This is a genomic window from Enterobacter cloacae complex sp. IR53041 (assembly GCF_049238285.1).
GTDB classification, from domain to species: domain Bacteria; phylum Pseudomonadota; class Gammaproteobacteria; order Enterobacterales; family Enterobacteriaceae; genus Enterobacter; species Enterobacter roggenkampii.
The window spans coordinates 1-18,137 of record NZ_JBMKHB010000033.1 but is presented as its reverse complement, the minus strand read 5'-3'; the positions used below and the strand labels follow the sequence as shown (position 1 = coordinate 18,137).

Annotated in this window: 23 protein-coding genes, 1 tRNA gene and 1 pseudogene; 9 read left to right on the top strand and 16 right to left on the bottom strand. The window is 54.8% G+C overall.

Annotation, left to right across the window (positions count from 1 at the left end):
• The 3 genes from nqrF (at window position 1) to dinB (ending at window position 2,594) form a co-directional block, all read left to right on the top strand.
• Window positions 1-1,224 (top strand): NADH:ubiquinone reductase (Na(+)-transporting) subunit F, encoded by a 1,224-nt coding sequence (gene nqrF / locus ACOTXF_RS19510; RefSeq protein ID WP_047746250.1) that lies wholly within the window; start codon window positions 1-3, stop codon window positions 1,222-1,224.
• The gene (gene nqrM, locus ACOTXF_RS19505; protein ID WP_023615899.1) at window positions 1,224-1,427 is read left to right on the top strand and encodes a (Na+)-NQR maturation NqrM; all 204 of its coding nucleotides are present in this window, start codon (window positions 1,224-1,226) and stop codon (window positions 1,425-1,427) included. The genes nqrF and nqrM overlap by 1 nt, the downstream gene beginning before the upstream one ends.
• A gap of 108 nt (window positions 1,428-1,535) precedes the next feature.
• A complete protein-coding gene (gene dinB / locus ACOTXF_RS19500; protein WP_047746252.1) occupies window positions 1,536-2,594 on the top strand; it encodes a DNA polymerase IV in 1,059 nt (352 codons plus the stop codon).
• 76 nt (window positions 2,595-2,670) lie between these two features.
• Here dinB and pepD read toward each other — a convergent pair whose 3' ends face one another.
• Window positions 2,671-4,128 carry a cytosol nonspecific dipeptidase gene (gene pepD / locus ACOTXF_RS19495; protein ID WP_008500251.1) on the bottom strand — a complete coding sequence of 486 codons (1,458 nt, stop codon included), beginning with the start codon at window positions 4,126-4,128 and terminating at the stop codon, window positions 2,671-2,673.
• 260 nt (window positions 4,129-4,388) lie between these two features.
• Between pepD and gpt the strand changes: the two genes are divergently transcribed.
• From gpt to crl, 3 genes are all read left to right on the top strand, one after another.
• Window positions 4,389-4,847, top strand: a complete 459-nt coding sequence (gpt, locus tag ACOTXF_RS19490; RefSeq protein ID WP_003863205.1) for a xanthine phosphoribosyltransferase — start codon at window positions 4,389-4,391, stop codon at window positions 4,845-4,847.
• A gap of 106 nt (window positions 4,848-4,953) precedes the next feature.
• The gene (frsA, locus tag ACOTXF_RS19485; protein ID WP_008500250.1) at window positions 4,954-6,198 is read left to right on the top strand and encodes an esterase FrsA; all 1,245 of its coding nucleotides are present in this window, start codon (window positions 4,954-4,956) and stop codon (window positions 6,196-6,198) included.
• A 57-nt stretch (window positions 6,199-6,255) separates the two neighbouring features.
• On the top strand, window positions 6,256-6,657 hold the full coding sequence (gene crl / locus ACOTXF_RS19480) for a sigma factor-binding protein Crl (RefSeq protein ID WP_008500249.1): 402 nt from the start codon (window positions 6,256-6,258) through the stop codon (window positions 6,655-6,657).
• A gap of 136 nt (window positions 6,658-6,793) precedes the next feature.
• Here crl and phoE read toward each other — a convergent pair whose 3' ends face one another.
• Complete coding sequence (gene phoE, locus ACOTXF_RS19475) at window positions 6,794-7,846, bottom strand: phosphoporin PhoE (protein ID WP_008501878.1); 1,053 nt, start codon at window positions 7,844-7,846, stop codon at window positions 6,794-6,796.
• 304 nt (window positions 7,847-8,150) lie between these two features.
• On the opposite strand from phoE, the gene proB reads away from it, so the two are divergent.
• The 3 genes from proB (at window position 8,151) to ACOTXF_RS19460 (ending at window position 10,706) form a co-directional block, all read left to right on the top strand.
• Entirely contained in the window at window positions 8,151-9,254 is a 1,104-nt protein-coding gene (gene proB, locus ACOTXF_RS19470; RefSeq protein ID WP_021242883.1) for a glutamate 5-kinase, read from the top strand.
• Window positions 9,255-9,265: 11 nt separating this feature from the next.
• A complete protein-coding gene (gene proA / locus ACOTXF_RS19465; RefSeq protein ID WP_023326745.1) occupies window positions 9,266-10,519 on the top strand; it encodes a glutamate-5-semialdehyde dehydrogenase in 1,254 nt (417 codons plus the stop codon).
• Between the two features lie 111 nt (window positions 10,520-10,630).
• Window positions 10,631-10,706, top strand: a tRNA-Thr gene (locus ACOTXF_RS19460).
• A 381-nt stretch (window positions 10,707-11,087) separates the two neighbouring features.
• Here the strand turns inward: ACOTXF_RS19460 and ykfI are convergent.
• From ykfI to ACOTXF_RS19390, 14 genes and pseudogenes are all read right to left on the bottom strand, one after another.
• The gene (gene ykfI / locus ACOTXF_RS19455; RefSeq protein WP_000854680.1) at window positions 11,088-11,429 is read right to left on the bottom strand and encodes a type IV toxin-antitoxin system toxin YkfI; all 342 of its coding nucleotides are present in this window, start codon (window positions 11,427-11,429) and stop codon (window positions 11,088-11,090) included.
• A 20-nt stretch (window positions 11,430-11,449) separates the two neighbouring features.
• The gene (yafW, locus tag ACOTXF_RS19450; RefSeq protein ID WP_000070396.1) at window positions 11,450-11,767 is read right to left on the bottom strand and encodes a type IV toxin-antitoxin system antitoxin YafW; all 318 of its coding nucleotides are present in this window, start codon (window positions 11,765-11,767) and stop codon (window positions 11,450-11,452) included.
• Window positions 11,768-11,785: 18 nt separating this feature from the next.
• Complete coding sequence (locus tag ACOTXF_RS19445; RefSeq protein ID WP_000691994.1) at window positions 11,786-12,007, bottom strand: DUF987 domain-containing protein; 222 nt, start codon at window positions 12,005-12,007, stop codon at window positions 11,786-11,788.
• Between the two features lie 8 nt (window positions 12,008-12,015).
• Complete coding sequence (locus tag ACOTXF_RS19440) at window positions 12,016-12,492, bottom strand: JAB domain-containing protein (RefSeq protein ID WP_000811693.1); 477 nt, start codon at window positions 12,490-12,492, stop codon at window positions 12,016-12,018.
• Window positions 12,493-12,507: 15 nt separating this feature from the next.
• Window positions 12,508-12,966, bottom strand: coding sequence for an antirestriction protein (locus ACOTXF_RS19435; RefSeq protein ID WP_063448507.1), 459 nt, complete (start codon window positions 12,964-12,966; stop codon window positions 12,508-12,510).
• Between the two features lie 97 nt (window positions 12,967-13,063).
• Window positions 13,064-13,303, bottom strand: coding sequence for a DUF905 domain-containing protein (locus tag ACOTXF_RS19430; RefSeq protein WP_000194654.1), 240 nt, complete (start codon window positions 13,301-13,303; stop codon window positions 13,064-13,066).
• Between the two features lie 76 nt (window positions 13,304-13,379).
• Entirely contained in the window at window positions 13,380-13,847 is a 468-nt protein-coding gene (gene ykfB / locus ACOTXF_RS19425) for a protein YkfB (RefSeq protein WP_001547765.1), read from the bottom strand.
• A 22-nt stretch (window positions 13,848-13,869) separates the two neighbouring features.
• Window positions 13,870-14,313 (bottom strand): YfjS/YafY family lipoprotein, encoded by a 444-nt coding sequence (locus ACOTXF_RS19420; RefSeq protein WP_121909192.1) that lies wholly within the window; start codon window positions 14,311-14,313, stop codon window positions 13,870-13,872.
• A complete protein-coding gene (gene ypjK / locus ACOTXF_RS19415; protein ID WP_001144031.1) occupies window positions 14,313-14,549 on the bottom strand; it encodes a protein YpjK in 237 nt (78 codons plus the stop codon). The genes ACOTXF_RS19420 and ypjK overlap by 1 nt, the downstream gene beginning before the upstream one ends.
• Before the next feature lie 40 nt (window positions 14,550-14,589).
• The gene (locus tag ACOTXF_RS19410) at window positions 14,590-15,291 is read right to left on the bottom strand and encodes a WYL domain-containing protein (protein ID WP_001581462.1); all 702 of its coding nucleotides are present in this window, start codon (window positions 15,289-15,291) and stop codon (window positions 14,590-14,592) included.
• Between the two features lie 216 nt (window positions 15,292-15,507).
• Entirely contained in the window at window positions 15,508-16,329 is an 822-nt protein-coding gene (locus ACOTXF_RS19405; protein WP_000197389.1) for a DUF932 domain-containing protein, read from the bottom strand.
• A gap of 91 nt (window positions 16,330-16,420) precedes the next feature.
• Window positions 16,421-17,284 carry a GTPase family protein gene (locus tag ACOTXF_RS19400; RefSeq protein ID WP_122008237.1) on the bottom strand — a complete coding sequence of 288 codons (864 nt, stop codon included), beginning with the start codon at window positions 17,282-17,284 and terminating at the stop codon, window positions 16,421-16,423.
• A gap of 328 nt (window positions 17,285-17,612) precedes the next feature.
• Window positions 17,613-17,678 (bottom strand): annotated as a pseudogene (locus tag ACOTXF_RS19395) (hypothetical protein); the annotation flags it as partial.
• A gap of 37 nt (window positions 17,679-17,715) precedes the next feature.
• A partial coding sequence (locus ACOTXF_RS19390) for an integrase core domain-containing protein (protein ID WP_421635293.1) occupies window positions 17,716-18,137 on the bottom strand: 422 nt, incomplete at its 5' end.

The following is an 18,137-nucleotide window of genomic DNA, read 5'->3' as shown; positions in this document are numbered from 1 at the left end:
ATGGAAATTATTCTTGGCGTGGTGATGTTCACGCTGATTGTACTGGTGCTGTCAGGGCTCATTCTGGCGGCGCGCGCGAAGCTGGTGAATTCCGGCGACGTGGTGATTGATATTAACGACGATCCGCAGAATCAGATCCGCACCCCTGCGGGAGATAAGCTGCTCAACACGCTGTCCGGTAACGGTATTTTTGTCTCCTCGGCCTGCGGCGGCGGCGGCTCCTGCGGGCAGTGCCGCGTGACGGTAAAAGAGGGTGGCGGCGATATTCTGCCCACCGAGCTGTCGCATATCACAAAGCGTGAGGCAAAAGAGGGCTGCCGTCTGGCCTGCCAGGTCGCAGTGCGTCAGAACATGAAGATTGAACTGCCGGAAGAGATTTTCGGCGTCAAAAAATGGGAATGTGAAGTTATCTCTAATGATAACAAAGCTACCTTTATCAAAGAGCTGAAGCTGCGGGTGCCGAAAGGGGAAGATGTCCCGTTCCGCGCCGGAGGATACATTCAGATTGAGTGCCCTGAGCATACCGTGGCGTATGCGGACTTTGACGTTCCGCAGGCGTACCGCACCGACTGGGACAAATTCAATCTCTTCCGCTTTGTATCTGAGGTGAAAGAGCCGACGCTGCGCGCCTACTCGATGGCCAACTACCCGGAAGAGAAGGGCATTATCATGCTCAACGTGCGTATCGCCACGCCGCCACCGAATGTGCCGGATGCGCCGCCGGGCGTGATGTCATCATACGTCTGGTCCCTGAAGCCGGGCGATAAGGTGACCATCTCCGGTCCGTTCGGGGAGTTCTTCGCGAAAGATACCGACGCGGAAATGGTCTTTATCGGCGGCGGTGCCGGCATGGCCCCGATGCGCTCGCACATCTTTGACCAGCTCAAGCGGCTCGGCAGCAAGCGTAAAATCAGCTTCTGGTACGGGGCGCGTTCGCTGCGTGAGATGTTCTACGATGATGAGTTTGAACAGCTGGCGCGTGAAAACCCGAACTTTACCTTCCACGTGGCGCTCTCCGATCCGCAGCCGGAAGATAACTGGACGGGCTATACGGGGTTCATCCACAACGTGCTGTATGAAAACTACCTCAAGCAGCACCCGGCGCCCGAGGACTGCGAGTTCTATATGTGTGGTCCGCCGATGATGAACGCCGCCGTGATTAAGATGCTGAAAGATCTCGGCGTCGAAGATGAGAACATCATGCTCGATGACTTTGGAGGCTGATGATGCTGACGTTTCTGGCAACCTTTGTGGTTTTTGTACTTGTCATCTTCGGCATGTCTTTAGGCTGGATCGTTAAGCGGAAAAGCATTCAGGGCAGCTGCGGCGGTATTTCCTCCATTGGCATGGAGAAGGTCTGCGACTGCCCGGAACCGTGCGACGCCCGCAAAAAACGCATGGCGCGCGAGCAGCAGCGCATTATTTAAGTTTTTGTAGGCCGGGTAAGGCATCGCCGCCACCCGGCATTCTTACATCTGCTTCTCAATCCTCATTTGTTTACTGTATACTTATCCAGTAATAAGTGAGGGCTTACTATGCGCAAAATAATCCATGTTGATATGGACTGCTTTTTTGCCGCAGTGGAGATGCGAGACAACCCGGCGCTGCGGGATATTCCCATCGCCATTGCCGGCAGCCGCGTTCAGCGTGGCGTTATCAGCACCGCCAACTACCCTGCGCGCAAATTTGGCGTGCGTAGCGCCATGCCGACGGCGATGGCCTTAAAGCTTTGCCCTCATCTCACGCTTCTGCCCGGGCGGTTCGACGCCTATAAAGAGGCTTCCCTTCATATTCGGGAAATCTTCTCCCGCTATACCTCTTTGATAGAACCGCTGTCGCTGGACGAAGCCTATCTCGATGTGACCGACAGTGTGCATTGCCACGGCTCCGCCACGCTGATGGCGCAGGAGATCCGCCAGACGATTTTCAACGAGCTGAATCTGACGGCGTCTGCGGGGGTCGCGCCCGTTAAATTCCTTGCCAAAATCGCTTCGGATTTAAATAAGCCCAACGGCCAGTACGTCATTACGCCGGAAGAGGTGCCTGCATTTTTAAAAACGCTGCCGCTTGGCAAAATCCCCGGCGTCGGGAAAGTCTCCGCCGCAAAGCTGGAAAGCATGGGGTTACGCACCTGCGAAGACGTGCAGCGAAGCGACCTCGCCATGCTGCTCAAGCGCTTCGGGAAGTTTGGCCGCGTGCTGTGGGAGCGCAGCCAGGGGATTGACGATCGCGATGTGAACAGCGAACGGCTGCGGAAATCCGTCGGCGTCGAGCGAACCCTCATTGAAGATATTCATGACTGGTCCGAATGCGAAACCATTATCACGGAACAGCTTTATCCTGAGCTGGAACGACGCTTAAGCAAGCTAAAACCGGACCTGCTGATTGCCCGTCAGGGCATCAAGCTCAAATTCAACGATTTTCAGCAGACCACGCAGGAACATGTCTGGCCGCGTCTGAATAAAGACGATCTTATCGCGACGGCAAAAAAGGCATGGGAAGAGCGACGAGGAGGGCGAGGGGTGAGGCTGGTGGGATTGCACGTCACGCTGCTGGATCCGCAGTTAGAGCGACAGCTGGTATTAGGATTGTAAAAAAGCCCGGTGCGCTACGCTTACCGGGCCTGGGTTTTTCACCCTATCCCTGTGGGAGAGGGCTGGGATGAGGGTATTACTTAACTGGGATCGCCTTCAGCAGTTCAGTCAGCAGCGTCCAGTAATGACCAACGCTTTCGATATGAACCTGCTCATCCGGCGAGTGCGGACCGGTAATGGTTGGCCCGATAGATACCATGTCCATATTCGGATACGGTTTCTTGAACAGACCACATTCCAGACCCGCGTGGATCACCTGAATATTCGGCGTGCTGTTGAACAGACGCTGGTAGGTTTCACGCACCAGTGCCATCACCGGAGAGCTTGCATCCGGCTGCCAGCCCGGGTAGCTGCCTTTGGCGGAGGTTTTTGCGCCCGCCAGCGTACCCAGAGATTCCAGCATGCTCACCACATACTCTTTACCGCTGTCGATAAGGGAGCGGATCAGGCAGATGATCTCCGCGCTGTCGTCGCTCATGGTCACCACGCCCACGTTCAGTGAGGTTTCCACTACGCCTTTCGCCACGTCAGAGTTGCGGATTACGCCGTTTGGCGTCGCGTTCAGCAGCTGAACGAAGGTGTCACGAGACTGCACGGTCAGCGCGGCTTTATCCGTGGAGACGGATTCCAGCACCACGGTCAGGTTCTTCTCTTTCGCCGACAGTTCGTTTTTCAGGATATCCAGGTACACGGTGGAGAGTTTTTTCAGCTCGTCTGCTTTAGCCGCTGGAACCGCTACGGTGGCGAAGGCTTCGCGCGGGATCGCGTTGCGCAGGGTACCGCCGTTGAAGTCTACCAGACGCAGATCCAGCTCGGCCGCATGGCCTGCCAGGAAGCGTGCCAGCAGCTTGTTGGCGTTACCCAGACCCAGGTGAATATCACCGCCGGAGTGGCCGCCTTTCAGCCCTTTCAGCGTCAGCTTGAAGGTCTGGAAACCGGCAGGAATCGCTTCGCGTGACAGCGGCAGGGTAGAGATGAAATCAATCCCGCCCGCGCAGCCCATGTAGATCTCGCCTTCTTCTTCGGAGTCGGTGTTGATCAGGATATCCGCCTGCAGCCAGTTCGCCTGCAGACCGAACGCCCCGTCCATGCCCGCTTCTTCGGTCATGGTCAGCAGCACTTCCAGTGGACCGTGCTCAACGCTGTCGTCAGCCAGCACGGCCAGCGCAGAGGCCATACCGATGCCGTTATCCGCACCCAGGGTGGTGCCGCGCGCTTTCACCCAGTCGCCGTCGATGTACGGCTGAATCGGGTCTTTGGTGAAGTCGTGAACGGTGTCGTTGTTCTTCTGTGGCACCATGTCCAGGTGCGCCTGCAGCACAACCGGTTTACGGTTTTCCATGCCTGCGGTGGCGGGTTTGCGGATCAGAATGTTGCCAACCTGGTCACGTTCCGCATGCAGACCTTTTTCCTTCGCCCAGCCCATAATATGTTCGGCAAGCTGTTCTTCATGGTAGGAAGGGTGTGGAATGGAGCAGATTTTGGCAAAAATATCCCACAGCGGCTGCGGAGATAGTTGAGACAGTTCAGACACGATAAGTCTCCTTGTCGAGGCGCTGCAAACAGGGTTGCAGGTCACAGGGTTAGCAGGTTAATAGTTACCACAAGTCAGGCTTGCGAGATGAAACTGAGAATACCACTTTCTCTGCTGGCTGGTAGCATAAAGCATGTAAAAACTCAGGCAGAGGGCGCTAAACACTGGTTTTTAGTGCGTCAGATCTCTATAATCTCGCGCAACCTATTTCCCCCTCGAACACTTTTTAAGCCGTATAAAAACAGGCTGGGACACTTCACATGAGCGAAAAATACGTCGTCACCTGGGACATGTTGCAGATTCACGCACGCAAACTGGCTGCGCGTCTGATGCCTTCCGAACAGTGGAAAGGCATTATTGCCGTCAGCCGTGGCGGTCTGGTACCGGGGGCGCTGCTGGCACGTGAGCTGGGTATTCGTCATGTCGATACCGTTTGCATCTCCAGCTATGACCATGACAACCAGCGCGAGCTGAAAGTGCTGAAACGCGCGGAAGGCGATGGTGAAGGCTTCATCGTTATTGATGACCTGGTGGATACCGGCGGTACCGCGGTGGCTATCCGTGAAATGTATCCGAAAGCACATTTCGTCACTATCTTCGCGAAGCCTGCTGGCCGCCCGCTGGTTGACGATTACGTGATTGATATTCCGCAGGATACCTGGATTGAACAGCCATGGGATATGGGCGTGGTCTTCGTACCGCCAATCTCGGGTCGTTAATCACGTTCCGCAATTAATTTAACGCCCGGTGATGCCGGGCGTTGTTTTTTTTAGTCTGGCGCGCGTTACAATAGTCTCTATACGACGTATTCATGGAGGCAATGCAATGACGCAGGCGAATCTCACCGAGACTCTCTTCAAACCCCGTTTCAAACACCCTGAAACGTCGACGCTGGTGCGTCGCTTCAATCCGGGTACTCAGCCTGCCGTCCAGTCTGCGTTAGACGGTAAAAACGTGCCTCACTGGTATCGCATGATTAACCGCCTGATGTGGATCTGGCGCGGTATCGACCCCCGTGAAATCCTTGATGTGCAGGCACGTATCGTGATGAGTGAAGCCGAGCGTACCGACAGCGAACTCTATGATACGGTGGTGGGCTACCGTGGCGGAAACTGGATCTACGAGTGGTCTAAACAGGCGATGCTCTGGCAGCAAAAAGCCAGCCAGGAAGAGGATGCCACGCGCAGCGGCAAACACTGGCTGCATGCGGCCAACCTCTATGCCATTGCCGCGTATCCACATCTGAAAGGCGATGAGCTGGCCGAACAGGCGCAGGCGCTGGCGAATCGCGCCTACGAAGAGGCGGCTCAACGCCTGCCGGGCCAGATGCGCGAGCTTGAGTTCGCTGTTCCGGGCGGGGCGCCCGTTACCGGGTTCCTGCATATGCCCGAAGGTGAAGGCCCGTTCCCGACCGTGCTGATGTGCGGCGGGCTGGACTCTCTGCAAATTGACTATTACAGCCTGTATGAGCGCTACTTCGCACCAAAAGGGATCGCGATGCTGACGCTGGATATGCCCTCAATTGGCTTTTCCTCCAAATGGAAACTGACTCAGGATTCCAGCCTGCTGCACCAGCATGCGCTAAAAGCGCTGGAAAACATTCCGTGGGTTGACCACACCCGCGTGGCGGCATTTGGCTTCCGCTTTGGCGCAAACGTCGCGGTGCGTCTGGCTTACCTTGAATCCTCCCGCCTGAAAGCTGTCGCCTGCCTTGGACCGGTCGTTCACGCCCTGCTCAGCGATCCCGCACGCCAGGGGAGCGTGCCCGAAATGTACCTTGATGTGCTGGCCAGCCGTCTTGGCATGCATGATGCATCAGACGAAGCACTGCGTGTTGAGCTCAATCGCTACTCGTTAAAAACGCAAGGGTTGCTGGGACGTCGCTGCCCGACGCCAATGCTGTCGGGGTTCTGGAAAAACGATCCGTTCAGTCCGGAAGAAGAGTCGCGCTTAATCACGTCGTCATCTGCGGATGGCAAATTGCTTGAGGTGCCGTTCAGCCCGGTCTATCAGAATTTTGATAAAGCTCTGAAGGAGATTACGCGCTGGATCGCTCAGAGATTGTGTTAATAGATTGCTAAATTTCGCTGGTTTGGTAAAACAGTGGCTTCACAAAAGGAGATCGCAATGACGTTACCGAGTGGACACCCGAAAAGTAGATTGATTAAGAAGTTCATGGCTCTTGGCCCGTATATTCGAGAAGAGCAGTGTGAAGAGAATCGCTTTTTTTTCGACTGCCTGGCTGTATGCGTCAACGTGAAGCCTGCACCCGAAAAACGTGAATTCTGGGGCTGGTGGATGGAAATGGAAGCAGAGGAAAAACGCTTTACGTATAGCTACCAGTTTGGCTTGTTTAATAAAGACGGTAACTGGCAGGCCACCACCATTAAAGATCAGGAAGTGATCGATCGCCTGGAATATACCCTGAAAGAGTTTCACGACAAAGCGAGCGCACTGCTTGCCACCCTGGATCTTAAGTTCGAGCCAGCGGATGATTTTTCCAGCGAAGCGGTGAAGCTGACTGCCTGATAGCGTCACAGCGCCGGGTGGCGGCTTCGCCTTACCCGGCCTACAAAATGCACTATCCCGTAGGCCCGGTAAGCGCAGCGCCACCGGGCAAAAAAAATCCCGGCTTATCTGCCGGGATTTTCTTATTCGGATAATCTTAGAACTGGTAGGTCATACCCAGGGCAACGATATCATCGCTGCTCACGCCCAGTTTATTATCGTCGTCAATCTGGTTAATTTTATAATCAACAAACGCGGACATATTTTTGTTGAAGTAATAGGTCGCGCCAACGTCAATATATTTCACCAGGTCTTCGTCACCAATACCTTCGATATCTTTGCCTTTAGACTGGACATAACCCAGGGAAGGACGCAGACCGAAGTCGAACTGATATTGTGCAACGACTTCAAAGTTCTGTGCTTTATTGGCAAATCCGCCAGAAATTGGCGTCATATTACGGGTTTCTGAATACATCGCTGCCAGATAAATATCGTTCGCGTCATATTTCAGACCGGTAGCCCAGGCTTCGGCTTTCTGCCCCTGACCACGCGCCAGCAGGTTCTGCGCGTTGGTGCGGTCAGAGTTAGTGTAAGCACCGCTGACGGCGAAATCGCTGCCGCCGAAGTCATAGCTCAGAGAGGTACCAAAACCGTCACCGTTCTGCTTCTTGGCATCGCGGTTTTCGTTTTTACCCTGGTACTGCAGGGTCATGTCCAGGCCGTCAACCGCGCCGAAGAAGTCGGTGTTGCGGTAGGTGGCAAGACCGGTCGCACGCTTGGTCATGAAGTTATCGGTCTGCGCGGAAGAGTCGCCGCCGAACTCAGGGAACATGTCGGTCCATGCTTCGACGTCATACAGCGCACCCAGGTTACGACCGTAATCCAGAGAGCCAAAGTTTTTCAGCTTCAGGCCCGCGAACGCCAGACGGGTTTTCTGAGAGGAGTCGCTCTCGGCTTTGTTACCCGCAAATTCAGATTCCCAACGACCATAGCCCGTCAGCTGATCGTTAATCTGGGTTTCGCCTTTAAAACCGAAACGAACGTAAGTCTGATCGCCATCTTTGGTGGCATCATCGCTGATGTAGTGCATGGCTTTCACTTTGCCGTACACGTCCAGCTTATTACCATCTTTATTATAAACTTCAGCTGCGTGAACGGATGCAGAAGCCACTACGCCCATAACCATTAATGCCAGAGTGCTCTTTTTCATTTTCGATCCTGTCTTATAAACGCGCTAAAAAATTCGCTGGACGATAAGCTCATGCTTAAGTCCCGTGAAAAAACAGGAAGGGTTTTATCGTTCTGGAATGAAACTTTTATGACAAACTAAGAATAATTTTAAAAAACTGTGATTTATTATTTCGGTAATAAAAGTGTCAAATTCTCCCGCTACGCTTCCTGATCCCGCGCAACAAAGTGTTTCGCGATGTGCTAAGGCAGTTGGCAACGGGGCTGACTCCTGCTAAAACGTTCGTTCGACATTACTTTCCCTTATCGTTGAACGGCAGAGAATCATGAGTGACAGCCAGACGCTGGTGGTAAAACTCGGTACCAGTGTGTTAACAGGCGGATCGCGCCGCCTAAATCGCGCCCACATTGTTGAGCTTGTACGTCAGTGCGCTCAGTTACATGCCGCAGGGCATCGTATTGTGATTGTGACCTCCGGGGCGATTGCCGCCGGGCGTGAACACTTGGGTTACCCCGAACTCCCCGCGACGATCGCCTCTAAACAGCTGCTGGCCGCCGTGGGACAAAGCCGACTCATTCAACTCTGGGAACAGCTGTTCTCTATCTATGGCATCCACGTCGGGCAGATGCTGCTGACGCGTGCGGATATGGAAGACAGAGAGCGCTTCCTGAACGCCCGCGATACCCTGCGCGCGCTGCTGGACAACAATATCGTTCCGGTCATTAATGAGAACGATGCCGTTGCTACCGCTGAAATCAAAGTGGGTGATAACGACAACCTCTCTGCGCTGGCCGCCATTCTGGCTGGCGCCGATAAATTACTGCTTCTGACCGATCAGCAGGGGCTGTTCACTGCCGATCCGCGCGCTAACCCGGAAGCCGAGCTGATTACCGACGTTCACGGTATCGACGATGCGCTGCGCGCCATCGCCGGTGACAGCGTGTCCGGCCTCGGAACGGGCGGCATGGGGACCAAGCTGCAGGCCGCCGACGTGGCGTGCCGCGCCGGTATCGACACCATCATTGCCGCGGGCAGCCGCCCTGGCGTAATTGGCGACGTGATGGAAGGCATCTCCGTTGGCACCCGCTTCCACGCCCAGGAATCTCCGCTGGAAAACCGTAAACGCTGGATATTTGGCGCGCCGCCTGCGGGCGAACTCGTCGTTGATGAAGGGGCGACCGCCGCGATTCTGGAACGAGGAAGTTCATTACTTCCTAAAGGAATTAAAAGCGTGACAGGCAACTTCTCCCGTGGTGAAGTGATCCGCATCCGTAACCTGGAAGGTCGCGACATCGCGCATGGCGTAAGCCGCTATAACAGTGATGCCCTGCGCCGCATCGCGGGTCACCATTCGCAGCAGATCGACGCCATTCTGGGCTATGAATATGGCCCGGTTGCCGTGCATCGCGATGACATGATTATTCGTTAAGGAGCCAGAACATGCTGGAACAAATGGGCGCCGCCGCGAAGGCCGCCTCTTATAAACTGGCGCTCCTTTCCAGCCGCGAGAAAAACCGCGTGCTGGAAAAAATCGCTGATTATCTGGAATCTCAGTCCCAGGAGATTTTGCTCGCCAACGAGCAGGATTTACTGGAAGCGCGTCGCAACGGTCTGAGCGAAGCGATGCTCGACCGCCTGGCGTTGACCCCGGCCCGCCTGAAAGGCATCGCCGACGATGTTCGTCAGGTCTGCAATCTGGCCGACCCGGTAGGGCAGGTGATTGACGGTGGGCTGCTGGACAGCGGTTTACGCCTGGAGCGCCGTCGCGTGCCGCTCGGCGTTATCGGCGTTATTTATGAAGCCCGTCCAAACGTGACGGTGGATGTCGCCTCCCTGTGCCTGAAAACCGGCAACGCCGCTATTCTGCGCGGTGGGAAAGAGACCTGGCGCACCAACGCCGCGACGGTGAAAGTCATTCAGCAGGCGCTGGAAGAGTGTGGCTTACCAGCGGGTGCCGTGCAGGCAATTGAGAGCCCGGACCGCGCGCTGGTCAACGAAATGCTGCGCATGGACAAATACATCGACATGCTGATCCCACGCGGCGGCGCGGGGCTGCACAAGCTGTGCCGCGAGCAGTCGACGATTCCGGTGATCACCGGCGGTATTGGCGTGTGTCATATCGTGGTAGACGACAGCGCTGAGATTGCTCCTGCGCTGAAGATTATCGTGAACGCGAAGACCCAGCGTCCTAGCACCTGTAACACCGTTGAAACGCTGCTGGTGCATCAGGGCATAGCGAACACCTTCCTGCCGGCCCTGAGCAAACAGATGGCCGAGAGTGGCGTGACGCTGCACGCTGACGCCAGTGCGCTCGCGCTGCTGCAGGATGGCCCGGCTAACGTCGTTCCCGTCAACGCGGAGCAGTACGACGACGAGTTCCTGTCACTGGATCTGAACGTGAAAATCGTGAGCGATCTTGACGACGCGATTGCGCACATCCGTGAGCATGGCACGCAGCATTCTGACGCCATCCTGACGCGTACGCTGCGCAATGCCGATCGCTTCGTGAACGAAGTGGATTCCTCTGCGGTGTATGTGAATGCCTCCACCCGATTCACCGACGGCGGCCAGTTCGGCCTCGGCGCTGAGGTGGCGGTCAGCACGCAGAAACTGCACGCCCGCGGTCCGATGGGGCTGGAAGCGCTGACCACGTACAAGTGGATCGGCTTCGGCGACGATACGATTCGTGCGTAAATAATCACGGGTGATGCAAAAATAGCCGTTTGATTCAAAAGGGCATTGACGCATCACCCGGATAGATCTAACCTTTTGCCCCGTGGTTACACTCGTAACCGGCCTCTCAGGGCCGATATAGCTCAGTTGGTAGAGCAGCGCATTCGTAATGCGAAGGTCGTAGGTTCGACTCCTATTATCGGCACCATTAAAATCAAATTGTTACGTAAGATCTTATCATTCTCCCACCAAAAAATTATCTTAATGTAACAGCTGGTGTAAGTAAATTCTATCAACGAAGATCAATCTTATCTACTGACCAAAAAGGCCTGATAGGGCTTCGCTCACTATACATCCTTGGCTGCAGGTTTAGTTGTACACCACTCCTAAATTTAATGTGTTGGCAATGTGTTCAATAAAGCTCGAACAAATTAGCTCATTATGATCGGTTAATACTTCAACTTCTGGTTGCATGATTGTTTGTCCGTAAAAAGATAACGTGCCTGCCGGGTAGTAGCAGGCGCATTACGCAATAGGTAAACAAGGGAGGAAGTTCAGAAATGTAAATCGGGAAGGTTGTACGCAATGTTCATCGTACTACGTTGTTACGGCTTTGCCGCAACAAGCCAGTTGCCTGCCGCGCTCGCAGAATGTCTGCAGCCCGGAGATAAGGAGATTGTTCCTGCCAGCTAAATCCCTTCCTGTCGATACGAACCAGCTCGTATTTTTCTACCAGAAAATTCACGGCATCGGCTAGGGTGATACCGGCATCGATGTGTTCCTTAATCACAGCCTCATTGCAGAATGGCGTGTCGTTTATTGTCAGACCATAGTGCTGTTCCAGCAGACGTGTCAGTAACATTTGCCAGACAGCCACGGGTGACAGGCAGGGCTTCACCGCCCGCTGAGTTGTTGCAGGTAAAGTTTTCATGTTTGCTCTCGTGTAGGTAATTAACGCTGAGTGGGGTAAATGGCGATGTATACGTAGCCGCAACTGCCAAGGGTGTCGGCTTCGCAGGTTAAATCGTTGTGGTACAGGGTAACGCAGTGGGCATGGTGGGGGCTGAGTTCACCGGTGGTCAGCATCGATTCCATCTGGCGGATAAAGTGCGGGAATGTTTCATCCAGCTTCCGGCATTCGATGTCACTGAACTTGCCGGTGATGCTGGCCCGGTCAGCCAGATAATGCAGTCGGTTGCCTTCCTGCACCAGACGGGCTCCCAGGCGCAGTGTAATCTCCCGCTGCAGGCCCCTGGTAGGGTTGCTCATTACAGTTCTCCACTATTGTCAGTTCAGGGTGATGCTCATCAGGCAGGTATAGGGCCCATTGCGGTCCTGGCGGCGTTCGGCGTATACCGCGAGGACTCCGGCGATATCCGGAACGTCCCTGCCGGTGTAATGACAGACGCTACCGTGCCACTGGTATTTGCCGGTGCAGTAGCGAAAGATTCGGGACTCAGGATGCTGGCGGTATATCGTCATTGCCCTGCGTTTACTGATAATTTTCATGTAATACCTCAAAGCAGACCGTGTTCTGCGAACGAATAGATTTGCCTGCCACCGACAATCAGATGGTCAGGGACACGGATATCCACCAGCTGAAGCACCTGAACCAGTCGCTGCGTGAGGGTTTTGTCGGCCTGGCTAGGTGTCGTCTCGCCGGAAGGATGGTTATGCGCGAGTATCACCGCCGCCGCGTTGAAGTGCAGAGCACGTTTGACCACCTCCCGGGGATGCACCTCGGTGCGGTTAATCGTGCCGGTGAAGAGCGTTTCATGGGCAATCAACTGATTCTGGTTGTCCAGATACAACACCCGGAACTCTTCCCGCTCAAGCGCGGCCATATGCAGTCGCAGCCATTCACGTACGGCGTGGGTAGAGGTGAAGGCTACGCCGGGCTCATGCAGGTGGCGGTCCAGAGCCCTGAGCGCCCGCTGAATGAGACGCCGGTCCTGTGGCGTCATCTCGCCGGGTAAAAAGGAAAGCTGTTTCATCTGTTGCTCCTTCGGTCAGTCGGTAATACGCAGAATGGCGTGAGCCTCTGGATGTTGCATGGCATACTCCCGCAGGCGGTAATAGTGTGCGGTCATCGCGTCACATTCTGTACGGCAGGCATGGTGGCTATACGCAATCAGGCAGACAGCAATACCTGCTGCTTCTGCACTCATTTGGGCATCGTTACCGTTCAGGCAGTTAAACAGACGCCATGTCTCATCGTTGTCAGGCTCGGGGGACATAAATGCGCCGCCATTGCTGAGGGTGTAGAACGACCAGATACCACCGCTGTAGCCCTCACAGAAGCGGTCCATCCAGGCGAAGATATGCGGCTCCAGGAGTAGCCACTGCGGGATAGCGCCAAAGTACTGTGGCCAGAAATCGATACGCTGTTCATCGGGGACCGGCGTGACGGTCAGTTCAAATTCGGGTTGGTTAGCGGGTGCGAGGTCGTGCTGCGTCTGTGTTATCATGGGTATGTCTCCGTCAATAAAAACGCCAGCGGCGATGGCTGGCGTATGGGGATATAAAGTGTGTTCGGGGAGGTGAATGCGGGTAAATGCTTCGCGATCAGCGGGTGGCCGTGTCTGTACGGATGCCTGAGGTGCGGATATAGCGGTTAAGACCTTCACCGGCATCCGGCTCAAAGTTCCATGCCCGCCAGACCATCCGGCCTTCAGTATCACGAACCACCAGACGGAAGTGACTGCCCTGGTCGTCTTCGAGTGTGATATTGCTGTACGTGGTAGTGACCGCTTGCGCTTGTCTCCGGGTGAAAGGCCCCGGTGGCAGCAACACGGATTGGGTCATTTTCGGGCTCCTGATAAAAGAAAACCCCGGCAGCCTGCTAGCTGTCGGGGTGGATTTGCTGGGGAAGATGCTACTATCAGTCGTTGCTGCAGTCTCCGAGAGTGGACAGAACTTTCTCAGCGTTCTTCCGGTCCGCAGTGAAGGTCCCTGCTTTGTGGTCATTGACGTAGACGTCGAACTGCCCGGCCTCAGAGATATTGCTGATGAAGTCAAACCAGGCGTTATCGCCGTTACGCCAGCCCAGGCTGGACGGAATAATGTACTGCTGGTGATCCATCACTACGGTGATAGTAGTGTCGTCATCGTGCGAACTGACCATCTTGTCATCGGCAAGGGTAAGAAAGACTGAATGCTGATAGAAACCATTCTGGTCCGGGTTCCCTGTGCAGTTGATGGTAAACGTCTTTCCGCTGGCTTCGGTCACGCTGTATTCCGTATTGCCCTGACCGTAACCCTGCTGCCAGAACCCCGGGATAGCAGAGGCATTAAAGCTCGCGAGCAGTACACCCGCCAGCATAAACCGACTTAGTGAAAGTATTGTCATTCTTGTCTCCTTTGTCGTTGTTTTATTCCTGATTGTCAGGGTTTGAGGGTATCAGCAGTCGCCCCATCAGTTTGCCGTCATGGGCGTACTCAAAGTATTTTTCTTTGGTATACGGGTCCGTCACCTCCTGGTATTCCAGTTTGATGTTATCGGCAATACACAGCGCATTCATCAGTGGCTGGACGGTTTTTTCCTGCATATCCACGAGGTAGTAGTAACTGACATCCTCGCAGCCATCGGGCGACTGGCGGGTACGTAAAACCTGCAAGGTGGGACCGGATAAGTAGTCAACCTGTGACCATTCTTCGCTGACATCATCCTGGTGGCTGACCACATCACTGAAACGCGGTGGGGTGAGGTCCTTAAATTTACTGATGGCCTTCAGGTCATCACTTCTGTCATCGCATGCGATGAGAAACAGAGTGGTGGCAACCAGCGCCAGCAGAGGCAGTGTTTTACGTTTCATTATTTTTTTCCTGAAATCAGACGAACCACTTTGGCAAAGACATAAATGCCCACGAAAATACCCACCGGCACGCCGACGAACGGTGTCAGCGCGACACTGGCAGCACCGGCTGCGCCACCTCCCGTCAGCAGTGCGGCAACAGTGGCAAGGGTCAGGGCCGCGAGACTGTCGGACACCCCGGTTTTGTTCAGAATGATGACGATGACAACAATGGCGATAATGGCAATAACGGGCATAGGGCTCCTCCCTGTTGCCGGGTTGATAACAACGCTTACGCTATTCTGGAGGGCTGTCGGCCGGAACAAACGTAAGCAGTGACTGCTGGATAAAGCGAAAATGGGGTAAGGACTGAATAAAGCCCGGGTCTTCAACAAGACGACACAGACTGTCGTTACGCCGGAAAGTCTCCTGCAGGGGCTGAACCAGATGGATCTCATCCAGGGAGAATACGGCGATATGTCCGTCGTGCTCTGCCACCAGATACCAGGCCTGCTGGTGGATGAGTAACCGGCAGGGAGCCAGCCGCTCACAGCGCTGCCCCTCGGCAATCAGAGTCACCCGCCTGCGCCCGGTAATGGCCTGAATCAGTCGCCAGAAAGACAATGCGCCTGATGGCGAAGGAGCCGGACTGGCGGGTGCGATTACGCAGGGAGACTCATCGCACATCAGCAGTGCGTTTACCAGACGACGGTCAAAGCCAGGGAAAAGACCGGCCATCCCGCTGCGGTGGGCAAAGATAAGCACGTCGGGCACCATCTGCGTCTCACTGCCCGCAGTGCGTAAGCGGCAATATCCGGACTGATACTCCAGGTCCAGATACATCAGCCGCTCACGAAAATCACGCCGCAGCGTGCGCACCGACACACCAAACTCAGCGGCAAGCTTACGCACACTCAGCGTTTCCCCTGCCACCAGACGGCTGATTATCAGTGACAGCCTGACAGCCAGCCGGTCATGGCGGCGTTCTGCCTGTGTCATGAGACGTTCTCCGTGAAAGTTAACTGACTGAAAATGATGTGATTACTTTAAAGAGGGGGTCGGACAGGGTATGGACACCACAGAAACTATTTTTCATTTCTGCAAAAGCCAGAGGCAGCGGGGGTTACAGGCCTTCCCTCGGTGAGTGAGGACCGTCAGCACGGTGCGATGCGGACAGGTGGTGTCCGATATTAACAAAGCAGCAACATTAAACGGTCACTGCAGTTGCGTGAGCAGGGCTTCCGCCATCACCCACAGTGCCCGGTTAAGTTTCACGTCCCCGTCGATACCGCGAACGGCACGGGTATGTGACCGTCCTCCTTTGGCATTACGGCCACTGAGCCCGCCCTTAATCAGGTTCTCCTGAATACGCTGGTACGTGGTCCACAGGTCATTGCTCTCATCCTGCCAGCGGCGAGGGGAGAGGATCTGCGATTCAGTCACCGGCTGGTGGTCTTCACCAAAGCGGTATGTGAGGGCGGCTTTTGCCAGTGCCTGCTGTGCCGGGGGTGGCAACAGCAACGACTGCATGGCATCCCGTTTCTCCTCCACCCGGTCAAAAATCCCCAGCACCTCATACGCGCCTTCAATCACCTGACTCACCACGTCCCCCTTGTGTGGCACCCGCACCTCGCCAAACGACTCACCGCAGACGAGCCCGTTCTGACAAACCGCACGAAATAGTCCCGGCAACATCTGATACGAACTGGTGCCATCGTGGGAGTTGAGCAGGATAATTTCTGGTACCTGTTTACCGGTAATCTGCCCTTCACGCCGCAGACGCAGCATATGCTTTGTATGTTCACGACGACCCGGGTCACGCACGCGGGTCTGACAGGCAAAGAATGGCTGGAAGCCTTCTCGCTGTAGGCTGTCGAGCAGGGAGATGGTGGGTATATAGGTATAACGCTCACTACGGGACTCGTGTTTGTCCTCACTGAATACACTGGGCACTACGCGAAACAGCTCTTCACGGGTTAACGGACGGTCGCGACGGATAAGGTTTGCTGCGCCAAAGCGCGAAGCCAGACGGGTCATAAGCAGACTCCTCATAACGGGAAAACAAATAAAAGGGATCCCCGTCGCATCGGCGACAGGGGCAGGGAAGTAACAGGGATGGGTTAAATACTCAGAAGAAGAAATCCCAGACGGCGCGGGCCACTGACACCACCGTGGTGCGCACGGCCTGAATGACGGCCCGCACCGGGGCGGGTATCAGGGGAAAGGCACTGATGCTATCGAGTACGGCCCCGACGGTTTCACCAAAATCGCTACGAGCCTGTTCCCGGACTACCGTCGTGCGAAAGGAAGGATGGAGTTGCGACACCACCGGGCTGGTGGCCTCACGTGGCAGGCACTTAATCATCCGCTCGGCCATCACCTTAAGCCCCCATTGTAGACGGACCGACACAGCACACACCGGATGGACGGGCTGGAACAGCTCATGCAGCAGGCAGATTTTGCGGCTGATATTCTGCTTCTGCGCCGTGGACAACTGTCCCCCACCGCTGGTAGGTTCGGCCTTATCCGACTGGCTGATAACAAACAGCACCTTATGCCGGTATACCTCTCCAATCACCTGATGATAAAAATGTTCATCCACCGTCAGCGCCCGGTCATCGGCCTTAATCAGCCACAGTACCAGGTCGAGGCGAGGAAACTGTTCGCGGTACAGCGCAGCATACTCGGTATCGCGAGCGCCACTTTCGCCCACGCCGGGCAGATCCATCAGCGTTATATAGCGGTCGCCGACTTGCAGGCGAAAGCGCAGTGGCTCACGTGTACAGGCCGCCACATCGCTGACCGGTGATATATCTCCGGCAAACAGGGCATTGCACAGACTGCTCTTCCCAACACCGGTTTTACCCATAATGCCGATCACTGGCTCGTAGTTAGTTAACTGGTTAATTTGCTGCAGAAGCCGCTCTGATACCCATTGCGGCAGATCAGCAAGCGATTGCTGAAACGACTTCAAACCTTCAGAATTATTCATCACTACTCCTCTGAAAAATAATAAAAAACGGTAGAATCGTGAGATTCCGCCGTTAATTGCGTATGTTCAGAGTGATGATATATATCTGAAGATTTTTTCAATCCTCTGCGCTTGAGGCAGCTGCGCGACTGCTGGCTCAGGCAATGAATGAGTTATAATAGCAGCATTTACTAACAGGGATTTATTGAGAGTATGAGCCGCCGTGATACACCTTAAAATCTCAACCCAGCAAAGTTTCGGAGCCGCGAGCAAAAGTGAGAGCCTTCACAAAATAATGCTTAGTAATAAAGTTACTTTGAATTCAGAGCCCCGATTAATGTGAACATGATCAACGAATTTTACCCAGATTGAGTTCATTCAGTAGCCAGGTTTTGAACACATCAAGCGCAGAATGTGATCTTGACCCTCCATCTCCGAACAGCTTTTGTATCTTAAGTTAACGATGTCCGCTGCCGCCGGTATTCCCTCGGGGAGTGATATCCCAGCGCGCTGTGCGGGTGGTTTTCATTGTAATGCGTGAACGCTACTGCAAGGTTTCGCAGTGCTGTTCTCACATCCGGTTTTGGCATGAACGCGATATAGTCTTCTTTCATCGTTTTCACGAACCGTTCGGCCATGCCATTACTCTGCGGGCTGCTCACCGCTGTTGTGCAGGGCTCCAGATTCAGCTCTCTCGCGAACCTCCGCGTTTCATACGCGGTATACGCTGAACCGTTATCCGTCAGCCACTGCACCGCTGTGTCGGGCAACCTGTCGTCGAAGCGCTTTTCCACCGACCTCAGCATCACATCCTGCACGGTCGAACTGTCATAGCCTCCCGTGCTTGCTGCCCAGTCTATGGCCTCACGGTCGC